Genomic DNA, 24,450 nt, shown 5'->3' on the forward strand with positions numbered 1-24,450 from the left:
CCATCCGTGGTGCGTCCCGTGACAAGCGCATTTGTATCGCTCGATAACGCCGGCCGTCCGGTGCCGGATCTCGCCGACGATGTGGACGCATCACACGTGACCCTAACGATCTGCGTCCACTCTCGTTCCATCATTTTGGGGAAGGCAGGCAACGGCATCATGCCGTCGCGCTTTATTTCAAACGGAATATTTCTTCCGCGTGGTCGCACCTGCAGCCCCGGCAGGCGCCACATCGGGTTTGCCGAAGAGATAACCTTGTGCCTGCGCGCATCCTTCATCCACGACCATGCGATATTGGGCATCGGTTTCGATGCCTTCCGCCGTCACCGGCAGATCGAGGCTGCGGCCAAGGCCGATTACCGCGCGCACGATGGCGCGGGCATTGTCATCATCGCTCATGGCGGCAATGAAGCTGCGATCGATCTTGATCTTGTCGAATGGGAAGCTCTGGAGATTGCTGAGCGAAGAATAACCCGTGCCGAAATCGTCCATGACGATGGCAACGCCCAGCGCCTTCAACTGGTTGAGAATGATCAGCGTCGCCTTGCGGTCTTTCAGAAGTGCCGCCTCGGTGATTTCTAGTTCCAGCCGGTTCGGCGAAAGACCGGTCTGCATCAGCACCGTGCAGACGACATGGCCGAGATTTGCCAGAGAGAATTGCAATGGCGAGACATTGACCGCGATTTTTAGATGCGGTGCCCAGGTGCTCGCCTGGCGGCAGGCCTCACGCAGCACCCATTCGCCGAGCGAGATGATGATACCGCTTTCTTCCGCTATCGGAATGAAAACATCCGGCGACACGACACCCCTTGTCGGATGTTGCCAGCGCACCAGCGCCTCGTAACCGACGACCTGACCGCATTCCACCGACAGGACCGGCTGGTAGTTCAGCAGCAACTCGTTGCGATTGACGGCAAGCCGCAAATCGGTTTCGAGCTGCCGGCGCTCACGCGCCTCCTGATCCATCAGAGGATCGTAAAAAGCCAATATGCCGCGCCCGCCGACCTTGGCGCGGTAAAGCGCCAGATCTGCCGCGTGCATGATGCTTTCATCATCCCGACCGTCGCGCGGGAAAACGGCGATGCCGATGCTGACGCCGACCGCGGTCGGGTCGTTGGCAACATTCATTTTCAGCGCGAACATGCCAAGGATGGTCTCGGCGAGCAGGCGCGCCTCATCCGCCTTGGTGTGCCGGGCCGTCAGGATGACGAACTCATCGCCGCCGAGGCGCGCGACCACATCCCCTGCCCTTGCGCATTCGTGGAGAATGGCAGCAACCCTTTTCAGCACCCGGTCGCCCTCGGCATGGCCGAATATGTCATTGACCGCCTTGAACCGGTCGAGATCGAGCGCCAGCAGCGCAAATTCGTCCTCTTCGTCGCAATTCTCGATTTGCTGGCGCAGCCGCGTCTGGAACATCGTACGGTTGGCAAGGCCCGTCAGCACATCATGGCGTGCGAGATATTCGATTTCCCGCTGCGCCTCGCGCTTCTCCGTCAGGTCGCGAATGGCCATCACCTCGCAGGGGCGACCACGATATTCGATGGTACGCACGGCAAGCTCGAACACCTGTTGCCGGTCGGCCCGCTCGCGGATCGCCTCAACCGGCGCATGGCGCGGCAGATAGGCGGGTTGCCCGTCGATGGCCTGGAACAGATCATCGGGATTTTTCCCGATCAGGGATACCTCATCATTGCCGAGAAGACCGGCAAAACGGGTGTTAAGCTCAACGATACGACCATCACGCACAACGGCAAGGCCATCCAATGTCGCATCGACAAGGCCCTTGAGATCGACAAGGTAGCGATCCACCAGAGCCGCGGTAGCGGTCGCACAAAGGATCAGGAACGTTACGCCGGACACGGCGCCGATCACCATCAGCCTTGCGAGACTATCGGGGTCAGGACCGGAAATGGAAGGATCCGGCGACAGAACCGTTGCCGAAACGGTGGTGAAGTGCAGCGCGCAGATTGCCAGGATCGAAGAGCCGGCCGGAAGGAAGATACGTTGTTCCCAGGAGCCGGAACGGCGAAACAGGAAAAAAGCCAGAAGAAAAAACACCCAGGCAACGGCAAAACCGCCAATAACCGACCCCCAGCGATAGCTGACGGCGGCGGCGGCATCCATTCCCGCCATGCCGACGAAATGCATGACGGCGACCGAAACGGTCACCAGCGTTCCAACGATTGCCGGGCTGTAACCTGCCTGCGAGGGCACCCTGAGCGCCAGCCAGAAACCCAGAACCGGAAGTCCTGCGGAAAGAGCCGTGAAGAAAAAATCAAACCCGATAGGGACCGAACCCTTATAGGCAAGCATGGCGACGAAATGTGTGGCCCAGACGCTGAGCCCTCCGGCAAAGGCGGCCGTCAGCACCCAATAGGGCTTGCGGCCAGCCGGACTTTCCTCCGCACGTAACAACAGGTGAAAAAAGGCGAGCATGCCAAGCAGGCAGATCAATGCCGCAAGAAGCACGACAGCCCTGTCGTGTTGTACGGCAACGCATTCCAGAACCGTGAACATGATGCACTCTCCCAGCCTCTGAAGAACCGCCCATGCTCGCACTATGAATTTGGTTTATTTATAAATCTCTAATGCAACTATTGATAAATGGCGCCATCCGTTCTGTGCCGAACAGGAAATGCACCGGACCGGCGCAAAACACTGCGCGCGGTCCGGCGGGATTAGAGAGAAAAGCCGTTATTTCCAGCTTCGATAGTCGGCCGCAGTGCATCCAAAGGGTGCCGGGCCGTCTGCAAAGCGCTCCTGCAGACGGGCGCAACCCCATTCATTGAGGGCTGCAGGCATCATGTTGTTGAGGTCCATGCCCGGCGAATTGAATTGCGACGGCGCGGCTGTGACGTACCACAACCAGTAACCGAAGACTGCGATAATGATGACGGCCACGATTGCGACAAAAGTGCCCAGCCGCCGCAGAAGGCCCGGTTGTTTCTTTATCGCCGCACCGACAGTAGAGGAGCCTTCCTGCGCCTGGCTCGCAACCATCGGTGCAATTGATGCAAGAGCCTGCGCCCGCTCCTCGTCCGACAGGTCGATCCGTTCCAGCTGGTCGTCGAGCAGAACCGGAAGCGCGGTATTGCCGTGCCAGACTGCCAGCGCCACATCGTGTTTTCCGGTGTGACCAACGACGACAGGGATGCGTCCCCTCTCCAGATGGGTGAAGGACTGCCGCTTGGTCCTGGCGTCTCTCACCGTATCGGCATAGGTCACGAAAAGACGGCTGCGTTTTTCGGCGACTGCCGTCAGCGCCACGGGGATGACGGTCAAAGGGGCAGGATGCCGCAATTGCAGGCGGGTTCGCAGAACGCGGATAAGCGTAAACAGCATTGCCAGACTGCCGAAACCAAGCAGGGCGACAAATACGCCGAGCGTGATGATGCGGTTCCAGAGCATATCGAGGCCGAGGGAGATCGTTGCGAGCTCCGGGTTTTTCGAGGAAATGACCAGCCCGGTCTCATAGTCGCCGGAATGGAAATCGACGAACATAACCTCGACTTCCTTCGTGTAGCTCACGCCGGCATGCTCATAAGAAAGGTCCGCCTCGCAGGTCGTAAAGATCGCCTTGCGTGTCTTGCAGCTGCCGTTGATATCGCCGCTTTCAATCTCCAGCGGATCTTTGCTGATCTGGTAGTCGCGCAATATGCCCGGGCCCTCGGCTACAAGCATCACCGCCAGGATTACCAGAAGCACCGGAATGGAGAAATAATAGGCTGCCGGCACCGAAATGACGCCACGCTTGAGGCTCAGCGGCCGCGACGGAAGTTTTATCTGTGCAAGGTTCATGATCGTCAACGTATTTTGCGGGAGGTTGATGAGCGGAGTTTGCGACTCTCGCCCAGCGGAAGGAATGATCATCACAGGGTCTAATCCGATGAAGTCCCTGAGAAAACCCCCGAAATTTCGGGATGATGACGATAATCGCCTGAAACCAACGGTTTGCCCTAAAACATCACGCTGCAACTGCCCATAAAAAACGGGCGGTAAGACCGCCCGTCACAGGTTTTCAGATGGTATGTGGTTTTACCCTTAGTCCTTCGTCACTTTTTCCAGCCGCGTCGTCTGGCTTGGATGGCCGACATAGTCCTTCACGCGCGCATTCAGCACGATCGGTTCGAACCGCTCGAACATCGGCAGCACGGCCGGATTCTGCGCTACGAACTTTTCCTGCATCTCGGTGTAGATTGCACCACGCTTCTTGGCGTCAGGCTCAAGCGAAGCCTTTGCCGTCAACGCAGTCAGTTCCGGAATGTCCCAGGCCGAGCGCCAGACGAAATTACCGGCATTATTGGCGGCAAGCGAATTGTCAGGGTTGCTGGAAAACTGCTCCATCGAACCCAGCACATTCGGCATATAGGCGCCGGTCTGCGGAATGAGCAGATCGAAATCGCGGGCGCGGTGGGCGGCAATGACGTCCGAACCGTTGCCCTGCTGAATGTTGACCTTGATGCCGATCTGGCTCAGAGACGCCTGGATTGCGGTGGCAAGGTCGATACGCGGTGTCTGCGCAATCGTCTTCAGATTAAGCGTAAAGCCGTTCTCATATCCGGCTTCCTTAAGCAGTTCCTTGGCTTTGGGAACATCGAGTTTCCAGTCCGGGCTTGGAATGGCATATTCGAAATTCTCCGGCACCGGCACCGTGCGTGCCCGGCCATAAGGCCCCATGATGGTCTTTTCCATGCCCTTGTAATCGATGCCATAGGCAATCGCTTCGCGGACCTTGGGGTTGGACAAAGGCTCCTTGCCGGCATTCATGGACAGAACGTAGAAACCGCCGGTCGGCACGCGCTGGATCTGAAAACCTTCCTTGTTGTTGAAGATCGCAAGGTCGGCCGCCGTCAGCGCGCTGGCAATGTCGATATCGCCGCGCTCCAGCATAAGACGCTCGACCTGGCTTTCCGGCACGTGTCGCACGATGACGCGACGCATTTTCGGGCTGCCGGCCACATAATCCTTGTTGGCCTCGAGAATGATGATCTCATTGGGCGACCAGCGATTGAGCGTGAACGGGCCGGAACCGGCGGAATTCGTTCTCAGCCAGGCATTGCCCCAATCATCATTGACTTCATGGGACTTGAGTTCCTTGCTGTCGACAACGCTGGCGATGACCATGGCAAGGCGATAGAGCAGCAGTTCGGACGTGGTTTCACCGGAAAGTTCGATGCGGACCGTTTTTTCATCCGGCGCGCTCACCAGCTTGTCGACATTGTCAGCATTATAACCGACACGCTTAAGATTGGCGGCAGCCGCCTGGTTCATCTTCAACAGGCGGCTGAACGAATAAACCACATCCGCAGAGGTGACGGGATTGCCGGACGCGAATTTTGCCTCGCGAAGATGGAACGTGATGCCCTTGTCGTCTGTCTCCCAACGCTCCGCCAGCTGCGGCGAAACCTTGCCCGAACCATCCACCGAAATCAGGCGATCATAAAGATTGGCCATGATTTCGTTGGCCTTGGCTTCGGTGGCCTGATGCGGATCAAGCGACAGAACCTGAGCCAGCGACGTTGCAATGATAAGCTGGTCGTTGGGGGTTTTTGCCAGACTTGGCGCCGCCGGCACAAGCATTGCCCCCAGAACGGTGGTGAATGCGAGACGGATCAATGATTTTCTCATACCTGCTCCTCCTACAGATCGGTAGTTATGGATGAAGCCGGCGGCGCGAACCTGCGCCGACCGGCCTGAAACGGTCAAAGATGCTTGTTGTTGAGTGCTTCCAGAAGTGCTGCGATATAGCCGTAGCAGAAGGCGAAGGCGACACCGACAGCGTCACGGCCGGCAATCGTCGGCACATGATCGGGCATGATCATGTAGCGATAGCCCAGCTCATGGTAGAGCTTCAGCGAACGCACCATGTCCATGTCGCCCTCATCGGGGAACGTCTCCATGAACGACAGCTTGCCGCCGCTGATATTGCGGAAATGGACGTTGAAAATCTTGTCGCGGCTGCCGAACCAGCGGATGATGTCGTCGATCTCCTCACGCGGATTATCGAGCATCTCGCCAATCGACCCCTGGCAGAAATTCAGGCCGTGATAGGGATTTTCGCGCATCTGTACGAATTTCTTCAGGCCCTCTACGGTGCCAAGCACGCGGGTGACGCCCTTATAGCCCGGCGGCGTATAGGGATCGTGCGGATGGCATGCCAAGCGGACCCGGTTGCTTGCCGCGACCGGCACCACGCGCTCGAGGAAATAATCGATGCGCTCCCAGTTCTCGTCTTCCGAAAGCACCCCGGCGACACCCGGATCGGCATTGTGGTCGGCCTTTTCCCAGCGCCACGCTTCATTCAGCGAACCGCCGCGGCCACGTTCCATTTCAGTGCGCGGAATGCCGATGAGGTTGAGATTGTATTTCGCTGCCGGAATGCCGGCTTTGGCAATGTTCTCGATCATCGTGCAGACGGCATCGATCTGCCGGTCACGCTCCGGACCGGCAAGCAGGATATCGGGATACGATGCCTGTTCGATCGGCCGGGAAGGCAGGGGCAGTTGCACCATGTCCAGCACCAGACCAAAACTTTCGACCTTGTCGCGCAGACGCTCGAAGTCATCGAGAACCCAGCTCGCGGGTTTTCCGGGCGGGTCAGCGCTTATGTTTTTGACGCCGAGCTGCGCCCAAACCTTGAAATCCTCATCATCGCGTGCAGCAACCTGGGTGCCGACATACATCGATTCTCTCCTCTCTCCATGCAAGTCATCATATGACATCGCACGAAATAAGATGAGTGTCGAGATGCTATTGCGCCTCCGAAAGCAGGCGATATCGACGCTGGCTCGCAAGCATATGTTCGCGCATGGCTTTTCGCGCCGCATCCGGGTCCTGCTCGACGATGGCGCGCAGGATTGCATCGTGTTCCGCCTGCACTTTGCGAAGATAATTCGCATCCCCCGTCTCAGGCAGCGTCGGAAACTGACCGCGCGGTATAGAGCGCGAACCGAACTGGCGCAGAGCCTCCAGATAAAAGCGGTTATTCGTGGCGATCGCGATGGCTGTGTGGAACTCGTAATCGGCGTCAACGGTGGTTTCGCCGGCATCTATGGCGCGGGCCATTTTCCGGTGCGCGGCAGAGATTGCGGCTTCCTGCTGGGCCGTCCGGCGGTATGCGGCAATCGCCGCCGCCTCCCCTTCCGTTGCCAGCCGGAACTCCAGCATTTCCAGTGTTTCCGCAATGGTGCCAGCTTCTGACTGGGTCAGCTTTACCCCGGCCCATTCACTGGTATTGCTGACAAAAACCCCCTTGCCCTGGATGGGAACGACATAACCGGCAGAGCGCAGATCCGCGATCGCCTCGCGCACCACCGTTCGGCTCACGCCATAGGTGCGCTCAAGCTGCGGTTCCGTGGGAAGCTGGTCACCATTTCTCAGTTTACCGCTGCGAATTTCCGCGCTGAGATTGTCGATGATCTGTTGCGCCCGTCGCTCCCGCGGTTTTGCCATATCGTCCCTCATGCCACTCTTCCCTCTTGCGAAATACGAATCCCTTCGTTACTCATATGATGACTTTGTGTTACGTCATATGTTTTCATGTTAGCTCAGGGAGGAGTTGGGATGAAGTACCATCAAGAGTTTTTGCAATGGAGAATTGCGCGTCATCGGCGAGCAGTTCGCGGTACGCCATTCGCTGACGGTTCCCTCTTGCGGAAGTGCGGCCTGCAATGACGGAAATCTCACTGCGCGGGCTTGGACATCGCTTCCTGCAACTTGTCGTCAGCCTCTTCATACTGCTTTGCATCACGTTCATCATTGGCCGCGTCATGCCGACCGATCCGGTTGGCGCAATCGTCGGCGAGCTTGCGGACCCCAAGGCCTATGAGGCCATGCGGGCGCGGCTCGGACTTGATCTGCCGCTCTACCAGCAGTTCTTCCTTTATCTGCGCGGCCTGCTGCATGGCGATTTCGGCATAGCGATCCTGACCGGCAATCCGGTGACCAAGGATCTGGCACAGGCCTTTCCGGCAACGCTGGAACTGGCGACGCTGGCGATCATCATCTCCACCGTCATCGGCGTGCCGCTTGGTCTTTCCGCCGCGCTGTTTCGCGATACGTTCATCGACAAATTCGCGCGTGTCTTCGCGCTGGTGGGACATTCGATCCCGGTCTTCTGGTTCGGCATCGTCGGGCTGGTGATTTTCTACGCCAATCTCAACCTTGTTGCAGGCCCCGGCCGTGTCGACGTTTTTTACGAAGGCCTCGTGGAACCGAAAACGGGGCTGATGCTGGTCGATACCCTGCTTGCCGGCGAAACCGAGATTTTCTGGAACGCGCTTTCGCACATCCTCCTGCCGGCGATCATCCTTGCCTATATGGCGATGGCTTACATCACCCGCATGACACGCGCTTTCACACTCGAGCAACTCAGCCAGGATTATGTGATCGCAGCGCGCGCCAAGGGCGTCAGCCCGGCACGCACGGTCACCCGGCACGTGCTGCCCAACATCGCCGTGCAGCTCATCACCGTTCTCGCCATCTCCTATGGCAATCTTCTCGAAGGTGCCGTGGTGACGGAAATCGTCTTTTCCTGGCCCGGGATCGGTCAATACATGACCAACGCCCTGCTCATCGGTGACATGAATGCCATTCTCGCGGCCACCATCGTCATCGGATTCATCTTCATGATGCTCAACTTCCTGGCAGACGTGGCCTATACCACGCTGGACCCGCGCACACGGGAGGTCGCTCGATGACCGATATCACCCAGAATAATGGCGTTCACGGCCGCAGCGCCCTGTCACGCCTGTCGACCACGACATTCCGGACATTAAGAAAGCTCGGTGACGAGCCGCTTGGAATGTTCGGTTTTGCCATCCTTGCCATCCTGGTTCTCGTCGCGATCTTTGCGCCGCTCATTGCGCCGTTCGATCCGGCCCGCCAGGCGCTCGACAATGCACTTCAGCCGCCCAGCTGGCTGCATCTGGCCGGAACCGACGAATTCGGCCGGGATATTTTCAGCCGGCTTGTCTATGGCACCCGCATCACCATCCAGACCGTCTTGTCGGTCTCGGTTATCGTCGGCCCCATCGGCCTTGCGATTGGCGTCATGGCCGGTTTCTTCGGCGGCAGAACCGACGCGATCCTGATGCGCGCCACCGATATCGTTCTGTCCTTCCCATCGCTCGTGCTGGCGCTTGCCTTTGCGGCCGCCATGGGTGCGGGTCTCGGCACGGCGATCATCGCGATCTCGCTGACCGCCTGGCCGCCAATCGCGCGTCTCGCCCGTGCCGAAGCTCTCGTCGTGCGCAATACGGATTATGTCGCCGCCGCCCGCCTTTATGGCGCATCCCCGCTGCGCATCCTGTTCTTATACATTGCGCCGATGTGCATTCCTTCGGTCATCGTCCGCCTGACGCTGAACATGGCCGGCATCATTCTCACTGCCGCGTCGCTCGGCTTCCTCGGTCTGGGCGCTCAGCCGCCCCTGCCGGAATGGGGAGCGATGATCTCCAGCGGCCGTAAATTCATGCTCGATTACTGGTGGGTCGCCGTCATGCCCGGCATCGCCATCCTGCTGACGAGCCTTGCCTTCAACATCGCCGGCGATACGCTGCGAGACCTGCTGGATCCGCGCCATGCCCGTTCCTGATAGCTCCCCCATTCTTTCGGTCCGCGATCTCAACGTTCGCTTCGGCCGCAACTCCATTCCCGCCGTTTCCAATGTCAATTTCGACGTCGGGCGCGAGCGTGTCGGCATCGTCGGCGAGTCCGGCTCCGGCAAGTCCACGACCGGCCGCGCCGCCATGCGGCTTCTGCCGAAAAGCGCCACCGTTACGGCGGAGCGCATGGACTTCCTCTCCGAACCGCTGCTTACCAGATCCGAACGCCAGATGGGCGCAATCCGCGGCAGCGAGATGGCGCTGATCATGCAGGACCCACGTTATTCGCTCAATCCGGTCCTGCCGATCGGAAAACAGGTGGCGGAGGCGGCCGAACTGCATCTCGCTCTCACCGGCAAGGCAGCGAGAAACGCCGCGCGAGACATGCTGCTGCGCGTGCGCATCAACGATCCCGACCGCGTGATGGGACTTTACCCGCACCAGATTTCCGGCGGCATGGGGCAGCGCGTGATGATCGCCATGATGCTGCTCGCCAAACCGAAGCTGGTTATCGCCGACGAGCCGACCTCGGCTCTCGATGTCAGCGTTCGCAAGGATGTGCTTCTGCTTCTGGACGAGATGGTGCGTGAAAACAATTCGGGCCTCATTCTCATCAGCCATGACATCCGCATGGTCTCGGCCTTCTGCGAACGCGTGCTGGTGATGTATGGCGGGCGCGTGGTGGAAACGCTGACGAAGCTCGAGGATGCGCAACATCCCTATACGCGCGGCCTGATCGCGGCGATGCCCGATCCCCGCAATCCTGTCAGGCGTCTCAAGGTACTGGACCGACAGGCAATTGATGCGGAGGTGATGCGATGATCACGGTAGACAAGCTCGATGTCGTCTATGGCACGAAGGAAAACCGCAATCACGTCGTTCGCGGCGTCAGCCTCAAGGTCAACAGGGGTGAAACGCTCGGCATCGTCGGCGAAAGTGGTTGCGGCAAATCGACATTGCTGCGATCGCTGGCGGGGCTGGAATCGGTGTGGACCGGATCGATCAGTTTCGATGACAAGCCGGTCGGCAAGGTGCGCAGCCGCGAGGAACTGAAGCTGGCGCAGATGGTGTTTCAGGACCCGTACGGTTCGCTGCACCCACGCCATCGCATCGGCCGGGCTCTGGCCGAACCCATCCGCTCCATGGGGCTTGGCGATGGCTGGTCGAAAGTACCGGCCGCCCTGCAACAGGTCGGCCTGCCCGCACATTTCGCCGAGCGGTTCCCGCATGAGCTTTCAGGCGGCCAGCGCCAGCGTGTGGCAATCGCACGCGCGCTGATCCTCGAGCCGCCCATCCTGCTGCTCGATGAGCCGACATCCGCGCTCGACGTGTCCATTCAGGCGGAAATCCTCAATCTGCTCGCCGACCAGCGCGAGGAACGCGACCTTACTTTCGTTCTCGTCAGCCACGATCTCGCGGTCATCGCCCATATGTGCGACCGCGTTCTCGTCATGCAGAACGGTGTTTTTGTCGATGAGTTGACCAGGGCCGATCTTGAAGCGGGCGTTACCCACGCGGCCTATTCAGGCGAGCTGTTCGAAAGCAGCTTTCTTTAGATCGACATCGAGCCTCTAAAGACAACCGTCCGGCGGAAGCGCCGGGCGGCTTTGTTTGTGATCGGCTCAATCAAAGATCCGGCGAAACTCAGGGAGAAGACGGTGCTTTGACCTCAGCGAGCTTCTGCTCGAGAAGCCATGTCCACATCGCCTCGTCTTTCAGCACTTTTCCCTCCACCGCCTGATGATTTGTCTCCTCGAACACGGTGAGCCGAACATTGCGTTTCAACTCCTGAAGGCGTTGAACGAGAACCACGGTGTCGGATAGCGGTATCACCTCGTCATTTGCACCGTGGAAAGCCCAGAAGGCGGTCTTTTCATTGGTGCGGTTGAGATAATGCCGGATACCGCCGCCGGCGATCGGCACGACAGCCGCAAAGGTCTCCGGAAACTGTTCCGCCATTGACCATGCGCCAAATCCACCCCGGCTATAACCGATCAGGTAGATGCGGCTGCGGTCCACCCGATGATCGGCCACCACCGACTGCAGAGTGGCTGCAACACGCTCGATCGGATAAAGCAGTTGCTCACTGGGGTTTTGCGGCGAGAACACCAGGAAAGGAAAATCACGCCCCTCTTCGATCATTTTCGGCAGACCACTTGTGCGCAGCTTCTCGACATCGCGGCCACCCTGGTCACCGCCATGCAGCCAGACAACGAGAGGATAGGTCTTGTCCGAACCAGCATAATCCTTCGGGGTGTAAAGCAGGTAATTGATGTCAGAGGCGATGGTGACATCGGATTTCACGGCTTTCTGCTCGGCCGAGGCAAATGTCGAGGTGGTAAGGGCAGCTACGACGATCAGGCAGAATTTCAGATTTTTCATTTGGTCCTCCCAACAGACAGGCCTTTTCCCCCAAGGCCGATGATTGAACTCGCAAGCCTCCGGCCTGGTTCAGGCCTTTCCGAGCCGAAACGGGAAACGCGAGAGCAACGAGAATAAATGATTATATATTTCAATTAAGTACGAGATTTTCCTTATTACTATTCTTATCTTGATGGGAAAATCAGGTCCTTGCCAAACAGTGACGCCGGGGCCGGTACATCGGCTTGGATTATCACGTCGAAGCGTTCATTATTTGTTCTGGATTGGTGTTTGAGTCTTTGCTAATCATTGCAGGAACGGTGGAAATGGCCAGACGATGCCTCGAGGGCTGGCCATTTCCACCGCTATCCACGGACGGACAACCACATATCAAGGATTGCAGGCATGGCGGCTGCCTATCTGGACAAGTTGAACGAACAACAACGCAAGGCGGTGGAACACGGCGTCGGGCTGGCAGAGGGGCAGACGGCCGGACCGCTCTTGATCATTGCAGGCGCCGGTTCCGGCAAGACCAATACGCTCGCCCATCGCGTCGCGCATCTGATCGTCAACGGCGCCGACCCCCGCCGCATCCTGCTGATGACTTTTTCCAGACGCGCAGCCTCGGAAATGTCGCGGCGTGTCGAGCGTATCTGTAAACATGTCCTCGGGAGCAATTCAGGTGCCCTGACCGATGCGCTGGCATGGTCCGGCACATTTCATGGCATCGGCGCACGCCTGTTGCGCATCTATGCCGAACAGATCGGCCTCAATATCGATTTCACCATCCACGACCGCGAAGACAGCGCCGACCTGATGAACCTTGCCCGGCACGAGCTGGGATTTTCCAAGACCGAAAGCCGCTTTCCGACCAAGGGAACATGCCTTGCGATCTACTCGCGTGCGGTGAATTCCCAGACGCCGCTGAAGGAGATCCTGCGCCAGCATTATCCTTGGGTCGCCAGCTGGGAGAGCGAACTTAAGCAACTGTTCGCGGCCTATGTCGAGGCCAAGCAGGTCCAGAACGTGCTCGATTACGACGATCTCCTGCTCTATTGGGCGCAGATGGTGAGCGATCCTACCCTGGCAGACGATATCGGCAACCGCTTCGACCATGTGATGGTCGACGAATATCAGGATACCAACCGGCTGCAGGCTTCGGTGCTGATGGCCCTCAAACCCGGTGGCCGTGGTTTGACGGTGGTGGGCGACGATGCGCAGTCGATCTATTCGTTCCGGGCTGCGACGGTGCGAAACATCCTCGATTTTCCGGCATCCTTCAGCCCGGCGGCGGATATCATCACGCTTGATCGCAACTATCGCTCAACGCAGCCGATTCTTGCCGCCGCCAATGGCGTCATCGATCTGGCGCGTGAGCGGTTTACCAAAAACCTCTGGACGGAGCGGCAGTCACTCGAACGCCCGAAGCTGGTGACGGTGAAGGACGAAACCGAACAGGCGAACTTCATCATCGATCAGGTCCTTGCCAATCGCGAGACCGGCATGACGCTGAAACAGCAGGCCGTGTTGTTTCGCACCTCCAGCCACAGCGGCCCGCTTGAAGTGGAACTGACCCGCCGCAACATCCCCTTCGTTAAATTCGGTGGCCTGAAATTCCTCGACAGCGCCCATGTGAAGGACATGCTGGCGGTCCTCCGCTTCGCCCAGAACCCGCGTGACCGTGTCGCCGGTTTCCGGCTGCTGCAGATGCTGCCCGGCATCGGACCGAAGAAAGCCGGTAACATTCTCGATACGATCGCTGCAGACGCCGAGCCGCTGCTTGCCCTTGCCGAAATTCCGCCGCCACCGAAGACCGGCGACGACTGGACGGCCTTCACGCAAATGCTGGTGGGCCTGCGACGGGGCCAAAACGGCTGGCCAGGCGAAATCGGCCAGGCAAGGCTATGGTACGAGCCCCATCTCGAACGCATCCATGAGGATGCGGATACCCGCAAGGCCGATCTGCTACAGCTTGAGCAGATCGCCAGCGGTTATCCCTCGCGAGAACGATTTTTGACCGAGCTGACGCTCGATCCGCCTGACGCCACCAGTGATCAGGCCGGCGTGCCGCTGCTTGACGAGGATTACCTGACCCTGTCGACCATCCATTCGGCAAAAGGCCAGGAATGGCGTTCCGTCTTCATCCTGAACGTCATCGATGGCTGCATCCCATCCGACCTTGGCGTCGGCACCACCCAGGAACTGGAGGAAGAACGAAGGCTGCTCTATGTCGCGATGACGCGCGCCAAGGATGGCCTGTCGCTGATCACGCCACAACGCTTCTTCACCGGCGGCCAGAGCCAGCAGGGCGACCGGCATGTCTACGCCTCAAGAACCCGCTTCATACCGGCCACATTGCTGCAGTTCTTCGAAACGACGACATGGCCGGTTGTTTCGGCCGCAGCTTCGGAGCGCAGCGCGCAGCAGATCCGGATTGATGTGGGCGCGCGGATGCGGGCGATGTGGAAATAGAGCAGCAACTATGTGCCGGGGCATAGCTGGCACCTTTATGGAAAGCAATCGAGCTGAATATGTCACAGCGCTTACCTAATGCACCGAAGTTGGGGAGAATACGAAAAAAAAAAGCGCCCGTCGTTGAGGCAACCTCGCTTGGGGGTTAACGTCATTATGATATCATTTTTTAGGTATCTTAAATACTGCATGCGAGGGGCGCATTATGAAACTGTATGTTGGCAGCCGGAATTACAAACCTGAGGGCTACTTAACCGTTGATATCGATCCGTCGATGAGGCCTGACATAGTCGCGGACATAACAAAAATGTCTTCGGTAGAAAACAATTCCTGTTCTGAGGTGGTTGCTGGCCACGTACTAGAACATATCGATTGGCCCGACAGCTTTTTGGCGTTCTCAGAATTTTCCAGAATCCTACGACCTGGTGGTGAGTTGAAAATTGCAATCCCTGACATGGGTGCATTGCTTCGAATGCTGTTGAGTGGGGATAGTGCTTTTCACGTCGTAGGATTGATATATGGAGTGGGAGGAAGAATAAATAAATTCGAACAACACAGGTACGGCTTCACGATCGGGATGATAATCGACATACTCGAGGTGCTAGGTTTCAGCGATTTCGATTGGTGGAATTCTAATATTAGTGACGCGTCCAACGGCTGGTGCCCGAGGTACGAAGGTCAGCATGTCGGTATCTCCCTAAACATCAAGGCAACCAAAAAGAGAGAGCCGGTCGTAGAGCCTCAAAAAATCTATGAAAAACTGATTGCCAGCCCTTTGTCAGATTTTCTGGCAGTGGTCGGCGATCTTATTGCGGAAAAACCGCCAGAGGCCGCAGGCACAGACGCCGCGAAAGTGTATCAGAGAATTCATTTTCAACTGATTGATGCACGGCAGCGTATCAAATATCTAGAAGATAACATCAGCGAGATAGAAAAAAAAAGCGAAAAGTAACTTTGCTGTCAAAGTTTCGAACTAAATAGGAATCCCAGCCCTTAAATAAGACCTTTTTTTTAAAATTCACCTTTAATAATCGCGCCCCGGGCTGTGAAATATCTTAGACCGGGGCGCAGAAATGGCAGTATCACAAATTCTCCAACAGCAAACCAAATTTCTTGGACGGCAACGCTATTACATTTAGTCTATCTTCATAAGAGTTTCTGCGATTGGTATCGATTTTTATGAAGGCGGGCGAAAACGTAAATTGACTTTTCTCCCGCATCTCGATGATAAAAAACTCATAGCCAAGAGACATTCGGCTTAACTGAAGGAATGGGGCGAGCGTTTTTTCTTCCGATTGGCTGATCCAGTTCTCAAAAATAATCACTGGTTCAAATTTCTTAATCGTATCCTTCGCTCCGCGCAAAACTGCGTCTTCCACGCCCTCAACATCGATTTTTATCAAATCTATTCTAGAAATCTCACCATCTTGAAGTAAAATATCAAGCGTCGTGCAATCTACCTCAGCGGAAGCAGGCGACGCATCTTCCACAACCCCAGATATACTATTATTTCCCGTCCATAATTCATCAGATATCCGCACTTTACCCGAGCTATCAGATACCGCCACCGAATGAGTGGAAACTCTATCATCGATATCCAACGACGATACAATCTGCTGAAGATCGCGACTCGCGCGTGGAGCAGGTTCTATCGCTACACATTGGCCAGAAAACCCTGGACGCGTGGACAGATACACTGGAAAATAACCCCAATTTGCACCAATATCGACGTAAACCCCGTCATGAGGAACAAACCGGTCGATACAAAATAGAATATCTGGTTCATACCCGTTACGGAAATGGGCAACTTCTAGATCGGCTCCGATAAACTGGGTATTACGCATATCGACCGTTACGGATTTTTGCACTCCGTCGATTTCAACATAGAGTTCGTCATTATATATCCACTCCGGCTTGTTATTGCGTAGCGCCTCCTGCACATCTCTATGAAGAATCCAAAAAGACTCCTGAGTTGCTGGAAAATCATTACTGTATCCCGAGTAGCGGATAATACGCGTCAAAGCAGAGAATGCCTTGAGAGAGATACAATTTCGAACTCGAAAATCCGATAAATCTTTCACTATTTCTCGACGTTCATCTCTCACCATGAAAACTCCCCTCAATTGCCAAACTTAAACACTAGGCGAAATAATCTGGTTTTCCCACCAGTTATGGATATTTCGCGCCAAAACCTCTGCATCATAAGCTGACATGCAGATTGGAGCCAAATCTCCTTTTGGACACGCCATCATCCAAGTCTTTTCACTCCACCAACAATCCCCACATTGCAATGGAGCGAAATTCAAATTTGAGGAATAACCAAAATAATCAACCGACGTAGGCCCGAAGACGACGCAGCTTTTTTTCCCGAAAGCTGCCGCAGCATGTACGAACCCCCCCTCATTATCCAAATGAAATGCAGTATTCGCCAGAAGCCCCAGAGCCTCCGCCAAAGACGTCTTACCAATCAGGTTAACATCTACACCAGAGATAGGCTCGCTCGTCTTCGTGGTACCGATTTGGACAAACTTAAAATCTCCGCCAAACTTTTCCATAAGATAGGAAATCACATCGCTCCATCCCGGATATGCCTTTGTAGCCCTCCGTCCTGGGAGGCCCTGCATTGCCTCATCATAACCGTTGTGAATCGTTATGTACTTGCCAGCGATTAGATCATGTTGGGTTAAAACCGTCTCATCGCAACTGAGAGCTAATTTATCCCCTCCATATCCAACGCCCGTTACATAGTGCAGAAAATCATTTCGGGATCGGCCTTTGATAGCCGCGTACCGACCTAAAGTTCCATCGAGAAAAGGGTGATGAGAGCGTACGACATCAAGCGGCTCAATTTTTTTCTCGTAGGCCTCCAGTATTCGTACAAGTTCATATATTTTCTTATCGGCCTTCGCTAATGCACGATGGCCTGGCCATTTCTCAACATATATAAACTGGTTTATCTTGAGCCCATAAAGACAGACATCTTTGGCATATTTATAAAAATGTGACGGATAAGCACCTTTAAATCCGGGGACACTTTTGAAAACCATTTCCGCCACCGTGGGCGAGCTATAAAAAATGGAAAACTCACCACCGCCTAAATGCTGTAAAAGATCGCGCATAAACCGGGCTATCACTATTAAATCACCCAGTCCGCCTGTTACAAGTATCGCTCCATCATCATTTTCAACAATACCTGACGACGCAAGTTTGCGTCTTTTATATGCATGTCTGATTTTCTTTTCGAGCGCTTTGAAAACTGCCACCACACACTCTCTACTTTGTCCCGACACATAGTATTTCAACCACAGATAGCGTTAACTCGTTGCAGATATCAAGCTTTTTACAGACGTGTAGACGTGATCCACCTGAATATCATTCATACAAGCATGACCTTGTACGCAATTCTCGATTTTTGCGATGTAACACGGAGAACATGGAATTGGTCGCCTCACGATCTCTACTTTTGCACCCACTGGCTGCCATAGGTTCACATCTGCAACCCCGCTGAACACCGCTACCGTCGGGGTACCTAAAAGAGCTGCAAGCTGAGTGGCACCAGTATCGGTACCCACGAATATTCTGGCACCCGCTGAAACCTTCGCCATATCGACAAGCGGCAGCCCTCCTGTCAGATCAAATACCTGTCCCTCGGGAAGAGCTCCGGCAACAGCCTCACCATATTCTTTTTCCTGCGCACCACCCAGTACAACAATTTTTAGATTGTGGTGTTTGGCTATCCGAACTGCCAATTCGGCAAATCTCTCAGCTGGCCATTTCTTGGCAAGCGTCCCACCACCGGGTGCTAAGATTGCGTATTCTGCTCCAGCCCAAAGGAACTCTTCGTTCCCGGCAGAAATCAGAGCAGCACCCGCATCGAATACCAAAGGCTTAACGGAGTTTATTACGTGGCTGCAAAGTAGCATTAACCTGCGGATATTGTGAGGGCTTTTGTGAAGGCCAGAGCGTTCGGGAATTGGGGGAAGCGAGACATCGAGCGGAACGAACTGCTTCCCATGGGTCTGGTACCCGGCCTTTATCTTTGCATCGACAAAAGCTAATATTGGTCTCGTATCTTGGTCATGCCTAAGATCAATTGCGATATCATAGGCCTCACCAACCACATCGCTGATATTGGAAAATTTAGACATGTCAGCCTTCTTAACATCCTGCGAAAGCTGCGCAAAAAAATTATATTCTTTCACCTCGTCGAAGTAGCCGCATGCCTTGGCCAAACTCGAATTGGTGGGAGAACAGACAATCGTGAAATGCCCATGGGGCCATGCGTCCTTAAGGAGCCGAATGGCAGGGAGGGACAAAATAAAATCGCCAATATGATCGAGTTTTACAATAAGTATTCTAAGTTCCACATTACCGGAAAAATGCCCAGCATGCGGAGATGTCGTTACTATCTGCCGATCAGAGGTTTCACGCTGTTCAGACGTGAGTTTTTTTTTTGTGTTAAAGCGACCCTTACGTTTTTTTTCCTTGATACGCGCCAGCAATCCGGCGGCTCCCGCAATAATCACCGACAGCGGATAAGTTATCGGCAAGAATATAGCAGCTTGCCAAGTCAATCGACGTATACGACGCTCCGCTTTCGAGAGGCGATGAGAGACACTTCCTGCTTCCAACGCAGCGCTTGAAAGTTCAGCAATCACATCAGCACTCATCTTCGACTGACTGCGCCAGTCCCGCATTGCAGATATCACTTCGGAAGGGTGAGTTAAGGTTCCTTCAGAATTGACACCAGCTTCTAGATCCCCATATCCAGCAATTAAGCTGATTGCCCGGCCAACAGCCGAGACACGAAGTTCCACATCGGCGTATGACTTCTGCGAAATAACCGCAATCACGAATTGGGTGTTGGCCTCTCCAACTGGACCTGCTGGAAAGTAACGCGTTTCGACCGAAGAAAATCCTAAATACCGCTCAGCGCCAGCAAGGATAAACTCGGGAGAAACTTCGGTCGAACGATCGTGTTGTCTGAATGACACGCCAACATCGTCGATCGGCCTTTTTATTTCCAAGATAAGGACGCCTCCAGAAGAAAGGCGACTGTTTGCGTCAGAGACAATCTGGTAAGCGGCTTTTGAATCAACGTGGGGATTCGTAAGGCGACAAATCACGAGATTGGCAGTCCGACTTTTGTCATCATTCCGGTGGTCTGCTAAAATCTCGGTACTCTCGCCCAAAATCGCTGTCCAGCCTTGAGCCTCTATCCAATCGACTTCGCTCTCCTCCCATGAGCCGAACAACCAGGCGACACGTGGCTCCACCAACTCGAGAGCGAGTGTATAGAAAAGCGCGCGATATGTGGCTGGGCCGCTATATTCCGGATGACGCTGCTGCGACAGATAGGCCTCGAAAGCCTCGTAAGAGACGCCTTCTTTCATGCCTCGCTCTTCCCATGAGCAGATTTCAAAACATTTCCCGTCATAGAATGTTTTCATCTTCCGCGAAACGCATCAAATTCTGACCACTAAAAAGACGACCGTCGATGTTCGCCGCGATTGCCGCCTCTATATCCGATAGTTTGTCACCTATAAGAACGCTTCGCTTTCGGTCTATGTTCCAACGGACAACAATATCTTCTATCATTCCTGGAGACGGCTTCCTCCAATAGTGATTGCCCCGGTACTTTTCAACGGTGGCGTTTTCGTGAAAAGGGCAAAGGCGCTCATCATCAATAAAAGCCCCTTCTTCACGAAGCAACTTCCCGATATGTGCTCGCAAAATTATGTAGTCGAGATCATCATAATAACCGCGCCCTATGCCGGACTGGTTTGTTACAACGAAGACACGGTATCCCCGATCTCTAAAAGAGCTTATAACTTCCGCCGCCCCCGGAATCAGCCGAACGTCCTCAACTTTACTGGGGTATCCGGTGTCTTCTATAATCACCCCATCGCGATCCAGGAAAAGTGCAGGCAGGCTTTGTGCTTGAGGTTCCAGCAACTTATGCATTTCCTCGATGGCGCAGACAATATGATAGAGAGAGGACGCTGGCGAAGGCTCTTCCACCGGACGTCCCGTCTCATCAAACCGGTCCACCCAAAGACCAGGTGAAACATCACTGAGAAAACGCTTCAGACCAGAGGCTGCATCCGCCACCTTCGCATAAGCATTTTCTCTATCCTCTGGTGTTACCGCCGTTTCGGCCATCATAAGCCAAGCCTTAATCCGCTCCGTTTGCGGCCATAGGCGAAAAGCCCTATCTGCGGGGTTCAGGCTGAAATCAAGGCCATTCTGCGCCAACGAAAGCGCCTCATCGACCCCTCCCTCACCGATCTCCACCAGTCTCCGCGCTACGATCAAGGCGTCCTTGCGCCCGACCATTTTGCCCCACCTTGTCAGTAGCCACGCCCACTCGAATTGGTGCCCCGGCTCGACCGGCGTAGGAGCATAGTCGCGCATCACAGACCAGTCGTGATTGTAATATTCACGAAGCGACCCGTTTTCATCGGATACAAATGTCGATAGGCATAAATCACCGATTTCGTTGAGACAAGACAACCAGCGTTCGGGATTCTTGACCCGCAGATTTTCGAGCCATGCAAGAAACGCCTCGAATAGATGCATATGAGGGTTTGACCGAAGCGGGACAAGGGAAGGAACCGCCTCTTCGAAACCCGCAACCGGATGTTTCCAACCAGATATCATCGCCTCAAGACAGCGCAGGGCCTCATCTGCGGCAATCTCTCCAGTCTCCAGAGAGTCGGCAACACAGCTTAAACCGAATAAAGCAAAAGCATGATCATAAAGATCGAACGAGGTCTTCCTTGACCCGTTGACGGCATCTACAGTCGTGATCAAAGTCCCATCTGCGTTAAAACAGTGGCGGCGAAGAAAATCCCACCCGTGCATGACCAGACCTTGAGCATCGCCCGACCATCCCATATTTTTCGCAGCGGAAAAGCTGTAGATTTGGCGACAGACCACTCTCGTTCTGCGCGGAGCCTCAATAGCTACACCGCTTCTGTCAATCTTTTCAAAAAAACCGCCATTAACGTCGTCACGGCCAACCGAAGACCATAAAGGAAGCGCCGCTTCGAAAAGCCATTTCTTAAGCTCCAGATATTCATTCTGAGCGGTTTTGAAACCCGGCTGGACCATAAGGGTCTTCCTAACTATACTATTGGGCTAAAGCAATTGTCGAATCGACAGCTGCACCACCTAACAATCTCAGGCGGTACGAATTCTTACAAAAGTCTCGTCTCAGTTTCCTTGAGGCACGGACACCTCTTGGATCAGACATTTACTTTAGCGATACCTGTCTTCATGCCGTAGATAAGAGTTAATATAGTCATCAAGCCCTTCTTCCAAGGATGATTGCGGACCATTATAGCCGATCGACGCCACCTTCGACATATTTGCTTCCGTAAAATACTGATATTTACCCCGGATAGCCTCAGGCATTTCAATGAAGTTTATATTCAGTTTCTTGCCGAGAATATCGCCCATGACGTGGGCGATATCGGCGAATGACCTTGCTTTACCGGACCCGCAGTTGAATATTCCACTCCGGTTTCCATTGTGCAAAAGCCAAAGAATGAACGACGTGCAGTCTTTAACGTAAACAAAGTCACGACGCTGTTCTCCATGGGCAATATCAGGCCGATAGGACTTGAACAGAGAGACCTCATTTGTTGTCTGCACGACATCAAAGAGCTTGCAGGCTACGCTGCGCATGTCGTCCTTGTGATATTCGTTAGGCCCATAAACATTGAAGAATTTGAGGCCAACCCATTGGGGGGGCGCCTTCTCGCCTCGCGCTACACGTTCAACAAAAATATCATCGGTCGTCTTCTTGCTCCAGCCATAGGCGTTTAGCGGGGCGAGAGCTGCTCGCCCTGCAGACGTCTCGTCGTCATCAAAGCCATCTTCGATTCCACCGTAAGTCGCAGCGGAAGACGCATAGATGAACGGGACGCCATGCTCTGCGCACCAATCCCACAACATAACCGAATAATTAATGTTTAAGTCGATCAACCGGTCGACGTCAGCCTCCGTGGTGGCCGAAATCGCACCCATGTGAATAACCGCCTTCACGTCCACCTTGAGGCCACGAAGATAGTCCAAAAGTCCCTCAGGGGCGACGTAAGCGGCAATATTCCGCTTCGCGAGGTTGCGCCACTTGTCACCGCGGCCGAACCAGTCAACCACAGCAACGGGCCCTAGACCCGCAGCTTCCAAATCAGCGACAATGTTTGACCCGATAAATCCGGCAGCTCCGGTAACAATGTACATTAGACTGCCCTTTCCTGACTGCGCGCTATTGTCGCCGTCGTGCTCTTTCCTGGTACTATTTCAAACGTCACGACCTTGCCGCCGTCCCCCAAGACGACGTCAGCACCGACAATTTTATCGACCGTGTAATCCGCGCCTTTTACCAAAACGTCCGGGCGTATCATCTGGATGAGTTCAAGTGGCGTGTCCTCTTCAAACACCACCACCGCGTCTACAAAAGCAAGCGCGCCCAACAATTCTGCCCGATCAAATTCTGTATTTATGGGCCTTGCCGGGCCTTTAAGCCGTTTTACCGAGCTATCGGCATTTACACCCACAATAAGACGATCGCAATTATCTCTTGCATATTGCAAAAGCCTGATATGACCGACATGCAAGATGTCAAAGCAGCCGTTGGTAAAGCCCACTTTCAGATCATCGCTTCGCCAATCTTGTGTAAGAGCTTGGATATCCTGCCAAGCAACAAGCTTGTCAGAAGGGCTTATTTCCCCGGATGACGTGTCGTGAGACAACGCATCTCTAAGCTCCGCAACGGAAACAGTTGCGGTCCCCTTTTTCCCGACCACGATACCGGCAGCAGCATTCGCAATGCGCGCAGCATCCGCGCGCGAAATATGCGAGCCTAGGCCCACCGCAAGTGCCGCGATCACCGTATCCCCTGCGCCGACAACATCGAAGACCTCTTTCGCATCCGCGCGAATATGGAATGGCTGGTGACCTCGCTCAACAAGCGTCATGCCTTTCTCAGCACGGGTAATAAGGACTGCCTCAATACCAAAGCGAGACAGGATCAACTCGCCGGCCAATTCGGCTTCCTGATCAGTATCGGGCCACAGACCCGTCACCGCCTGTGTTTCCTTTTGATTGGGCGTCACAATCGCTGCCCCGGCATAGCGGGAAAAATCGGAAGTTTTGGGGTCGATGATAACGGGCTTCCCCTCGGACCGACAGGCCGCAATAATCGCTTTTACAACTCTTTCACTTAAGAGCCCTTTGGCATAGTCGGAAAGAATGACAACGCTGTGCGAGCCGATCAAGGATACCGCGGTTGAGATAACCCGATCTTCCTCTTCCGACGAAATCGGCGAAGCGTCCTCAAAATCGACACGTAACATTTGTTGGCCGTGACCCAAAAAGCGTGTCTTGATCGTGGTCGGACGCTTATCCAAAATAACAAACTTTGCCGAGACATCATGAACAGCATTCAACAGTTCGAAGAGCTTGGTGCCGTTGCTGTCTTTTCCGATCGCTCCTAAGAGGGTACAGCTCGCACCAAGAGACGAAATATTGCGCGCGACATTTGCAGCGCCGCCGGCAAAATATTCTTCCGATCGCGCGCACATAACGGGAACCGGGCCTTCCGGCGAAATGCGACCAACATCACCAGAAATAAAGCAATCCAGCATTACGTCGCCGATGCAGAGAACTTTAACTTCAGAAAACCTCAAATAGTCCAACATCACCAGCTACTCTTCCTGTCCCTGCCCTTATGTGACCTACAGAACACACGAACGGCAATGCCAAAAAATTACTCTGAATCTACAGAGCCCCCGCCCCCCAAAAAACGATTCAACCGAATCGAGTTACCATTCTAATTCATCCAAATTGTGCCAAACGTCCGACAACGTGTTCAGCCCATGAGAATATTCCGGCCAACCTATAGCCGCTGAATATCAGTTGAGTTCCTGCTTCCACAAATTCAATACAGAGACCACCGGAAACCCCATATACCCCCAATACATCAACCAAAAACCAGATGCAA

At 54.7% G+C, this 24,450-nt stretch carries 18 protein-coding genes; 6 read left to right on the plus strand and 12 right to left on the minus strand.

Translation table 11 applies throughout. The annotated features are described in order from the left end of the window. Positions 1-177: 177 nt before the first annotated feature. The 5 genes from M0412_RS21270 to M0412_RS21290 form a co-directional block, all read right to left on the minus strand. The gene (locus tag M0412_RS21270; RefSeq protein WP_269699910.1) at positions 178-2,520 is read right to left on the minus strand and encodes an EAL domain-containing protein; all 2,343 of its coding nucleotides are present in this window, start codon (positions 2,518-2,520) and stop codon (positions 178-180) included. A gap of 177 nt (positions 2,521-2,697) precedes the next feature. Next, positions 2,698-3,801, minus strand: coding sequence for a hypothetical protein (locus tag M0412_RS21275; protein WP_269700064.1), 1,104 nt, complete (start codon positions 3,799-3,801; stop codon positions 2,698-2,700). A gap of 243 nt (positions 3,802-4,044) precedes the next feature. Continuing rightward, a complete protein-coding gene (locus M0412_RS21280) occupies positions 4,045-5,583 on the minus strand; it encodes an ABC transporter substrate-binding protein (RefSeq protein WP_371338332.1) in 1,539 nt (512 codons plus the stop codon). Positions 5,584-5,705: 122 nt separating this feature from the next. Next, positions 5,706-6,686, minus strand: a complete 981-nt coding sequence (locus tag M0412_RS21285) for a mannonate dehydratase (RefSeq protein WP_142841897.1) — start codon at positions 6,684-6,686, stop codon at positions 5,706-5,708. A gap of 67 nt (positions 6,687-6,753) precedes the next feature. Then, positions 6,754-7,467, minus strand: a complete 714-nt coding sequence (locus M0412_RS21290; RefSeq protein ID WP_046801148.1) for a FadR/GntR family transcriptional regulator — start codon at positions 7,465-7,467, stop codon at positions 6,754-6,756. A gap of 206 nt (positions 7,468-7,673) precedes the next feature. Between M0412_RS21290 and M0412_RS21295 the strand changes: the two genes are divergently transcribed. The 4 genes from M0412_RS21295 to M0412_RS21310 are packed head-to-tail and all read left to right on the plus strand — an operon-like array spanning position 7,674 to position 11,164. Continuing rightward, the gene (locus M0412_RS21295; RefSeq protein WP_080843016.1) at positions 7,674-8,702 is read left to right on the plus strand and encodes an ABC transporter permease; all 1,029 of its coding nucleotides are present in this window, start codon (positions 7,674-7,676) and stop codon (positions 8,700-8,702) included. Then, positions 8,699-9,598: an ABC transporter permease gene (locus M0412_RS21300; protein ID WP_052820396.1), complete on the plus strand. Its 900-nt coding sequence runs from the start codon at positions 8,699-8,701 to the stop codon at positions 9,596-9,598. Before M0412_RS21295 ends, M0412_RS21300 begins: the two co-directional genes overlap by 4 nt. Beyond that, on the plus strand, positions 9,585-10,430 hold the full coding sequence (locus tag M0412_RS21305; protein WP_052820395.1) for an ABC transporter ATP-binding protein: 846 nt from the start codon (positions 9,585-9,587) through the stop codon (positions 10,428-10,430). Before M0412_RS21300 ends, M0412_RS21305 begins: the two co-directional genes overlap by 14 nt. After that, entirely contained in the window at positions 10,427-11,164 is a 738-nt protein-coding gene (locus tag M0412_RS21310; RefSeq protein WP_142841894.1) for an ABC transporter ATP-binding protein, read from the plus strand. Before M0412_RS21305 ends, M0412_RS21310 begins: the two co-directional genes overlap by 4 nt. A gap of 88 nt (positions 11,165-11,252) precedes the next feature. Here the strand turns inward: M0412_RS21310 and M0412_RS21315 are convergent, their stop codons facing one another. After that, a complete protein-coding gene (locus M0412_RS21315; RefSeq protein ID WP_269699909.1) occupies positions 11,253-11,990 on the minus strand; it encodes a prolyl oligopeptidase family serine peptidase in 738 nt (245 codons plus the stop codon). Positions 11,991-12,374: 384 nt separating this feature from the next. Between M0412_RS21315 and M0412_RS21320 the strand changes: the two genes are divergently transcribed. Beyond that, a complete protein-coding gene (locus M0412_RS21320) occupies positions 12,375-14,441 on the plus strand; it encodes an ATP-dependent helicase (RefSeq protein ID WP_269699908.1) in 2,067 nt (688 codons plus the stop codon). A gap of 205 nt (positions 14,442-14,646) precedes the next feature. Beyond that, positions 14,647-15,393, plus strand: a complete 747-nt coding sequence (locus M0412_RS21325; RefSeq protein ID WP_142841891.1) for a methyltransferase domain-containing protein — start codon at positions 14,647-14,649, stop codon at positions 15,391-15,393. Positions 15,394-15,523: 130 nt separating this feature from the next. Here M0412_RS21325 and M0412_RS21330 read toward each other — a convergent pair whose 3' ends face one another. The 6 genes from M0412_RS21330 to rfaE1 all read right to left on the minus strand — a co-directional run bounded on the left by M0412_RS21330 (position 15,524) and on the right by rfaE1 (position 24,148). Next, a complete protein-coding gene (locus tag M0412_RS21330; protein WP_142841890.1) occupies positions 15,524-16,549 on the minus strand; it encodes an FkbM family methyltransferase in 1,026 nt (341 codons plus the stop codon). A 24-nt stretch (positions 16,550-16,573) separates the two neighbouring features. After that, the gene (locus M0412_RS21335; RefSeq protein ID WP_142841889.1) at positions 16,574-17,704 is read right to left on the minus strand and encodes a glycosyltransferase family 9 protein; all 1,131 of its coding nucleotides are present in this window, start codon (positions 17,702-17,704) and stop codon (positions 16,574-16,576) included. Positions 17,705-17,755: 51 nt separating this feature from the next. Next, on the minus strand, positions 17,756-19,891 hold the full coding sequence (locus M0412_RS21340; RefSeq protein WP_142841888.1) for a glycosyltransferase family 9 protein: 2,136 nt from the start codon (positions 19,889-19,891) through the stop codon (positions 17,756-17,758). Further along, on the minus strand, positions 19,875-21,554 hold the full coding sequence (locus tag M0412_RS21345; protein WP_283159211.1) for an HAD-IIIA family hydrolase: 1,680 nt from the start codon (positions 21,552-21,554) through the stop codon (positions 19,875-19,877). The genes M0412_RS21340 and M0412_RS21345 overlap by 17 nt, the downstream gene beginning before the upstream one ends. A 147-nt stretch (positions 21,555-21,701) precedes the next feature. Next, positions 21,702-22,688, minus strand: a complete 987-nt coding sequence (gene rfaD, locus M0412_RS21350) for an ADP-glyceromanno-heptose 6-epimerase (protein ID WP_142841886.1) — start codon at positions 22,686-22,688, stop codon at positions 21,702-21,704. Next, positions 22,688-24,148 carry a D-glycero-beta-D-manno-heptose-7-phosphate kinase gene (rfaE1, locus tag M0412_RS21355; RefSeq protein WP_142841885.1) on the minus strand — a complete coding sequence of 487 codons (1,461 nt, stop codon included), beginning with the start codon at positions 24,146-24,148 and terminating at the stop codon, positions 22,688-22,690. The genes rfaD and rfaE1 overlap by 1 nt, the downstream gene beginning before the upstream one ends. Positions 24,149-24,450: the final 302 nt, after the last annotated feature.

Origin of the sequence: Agrobacterium sp. O3.4 (genome assembly GCF_041414895.1) — a bacterium.
GTDB classification, from domain to species: domain Bacteria; phylum Pseudomonadota; class Alphaproteobacteria; order Rhizobiales; family Rhizobiaceae; genus Agrobacterium; species Agrobacterium cucumeris.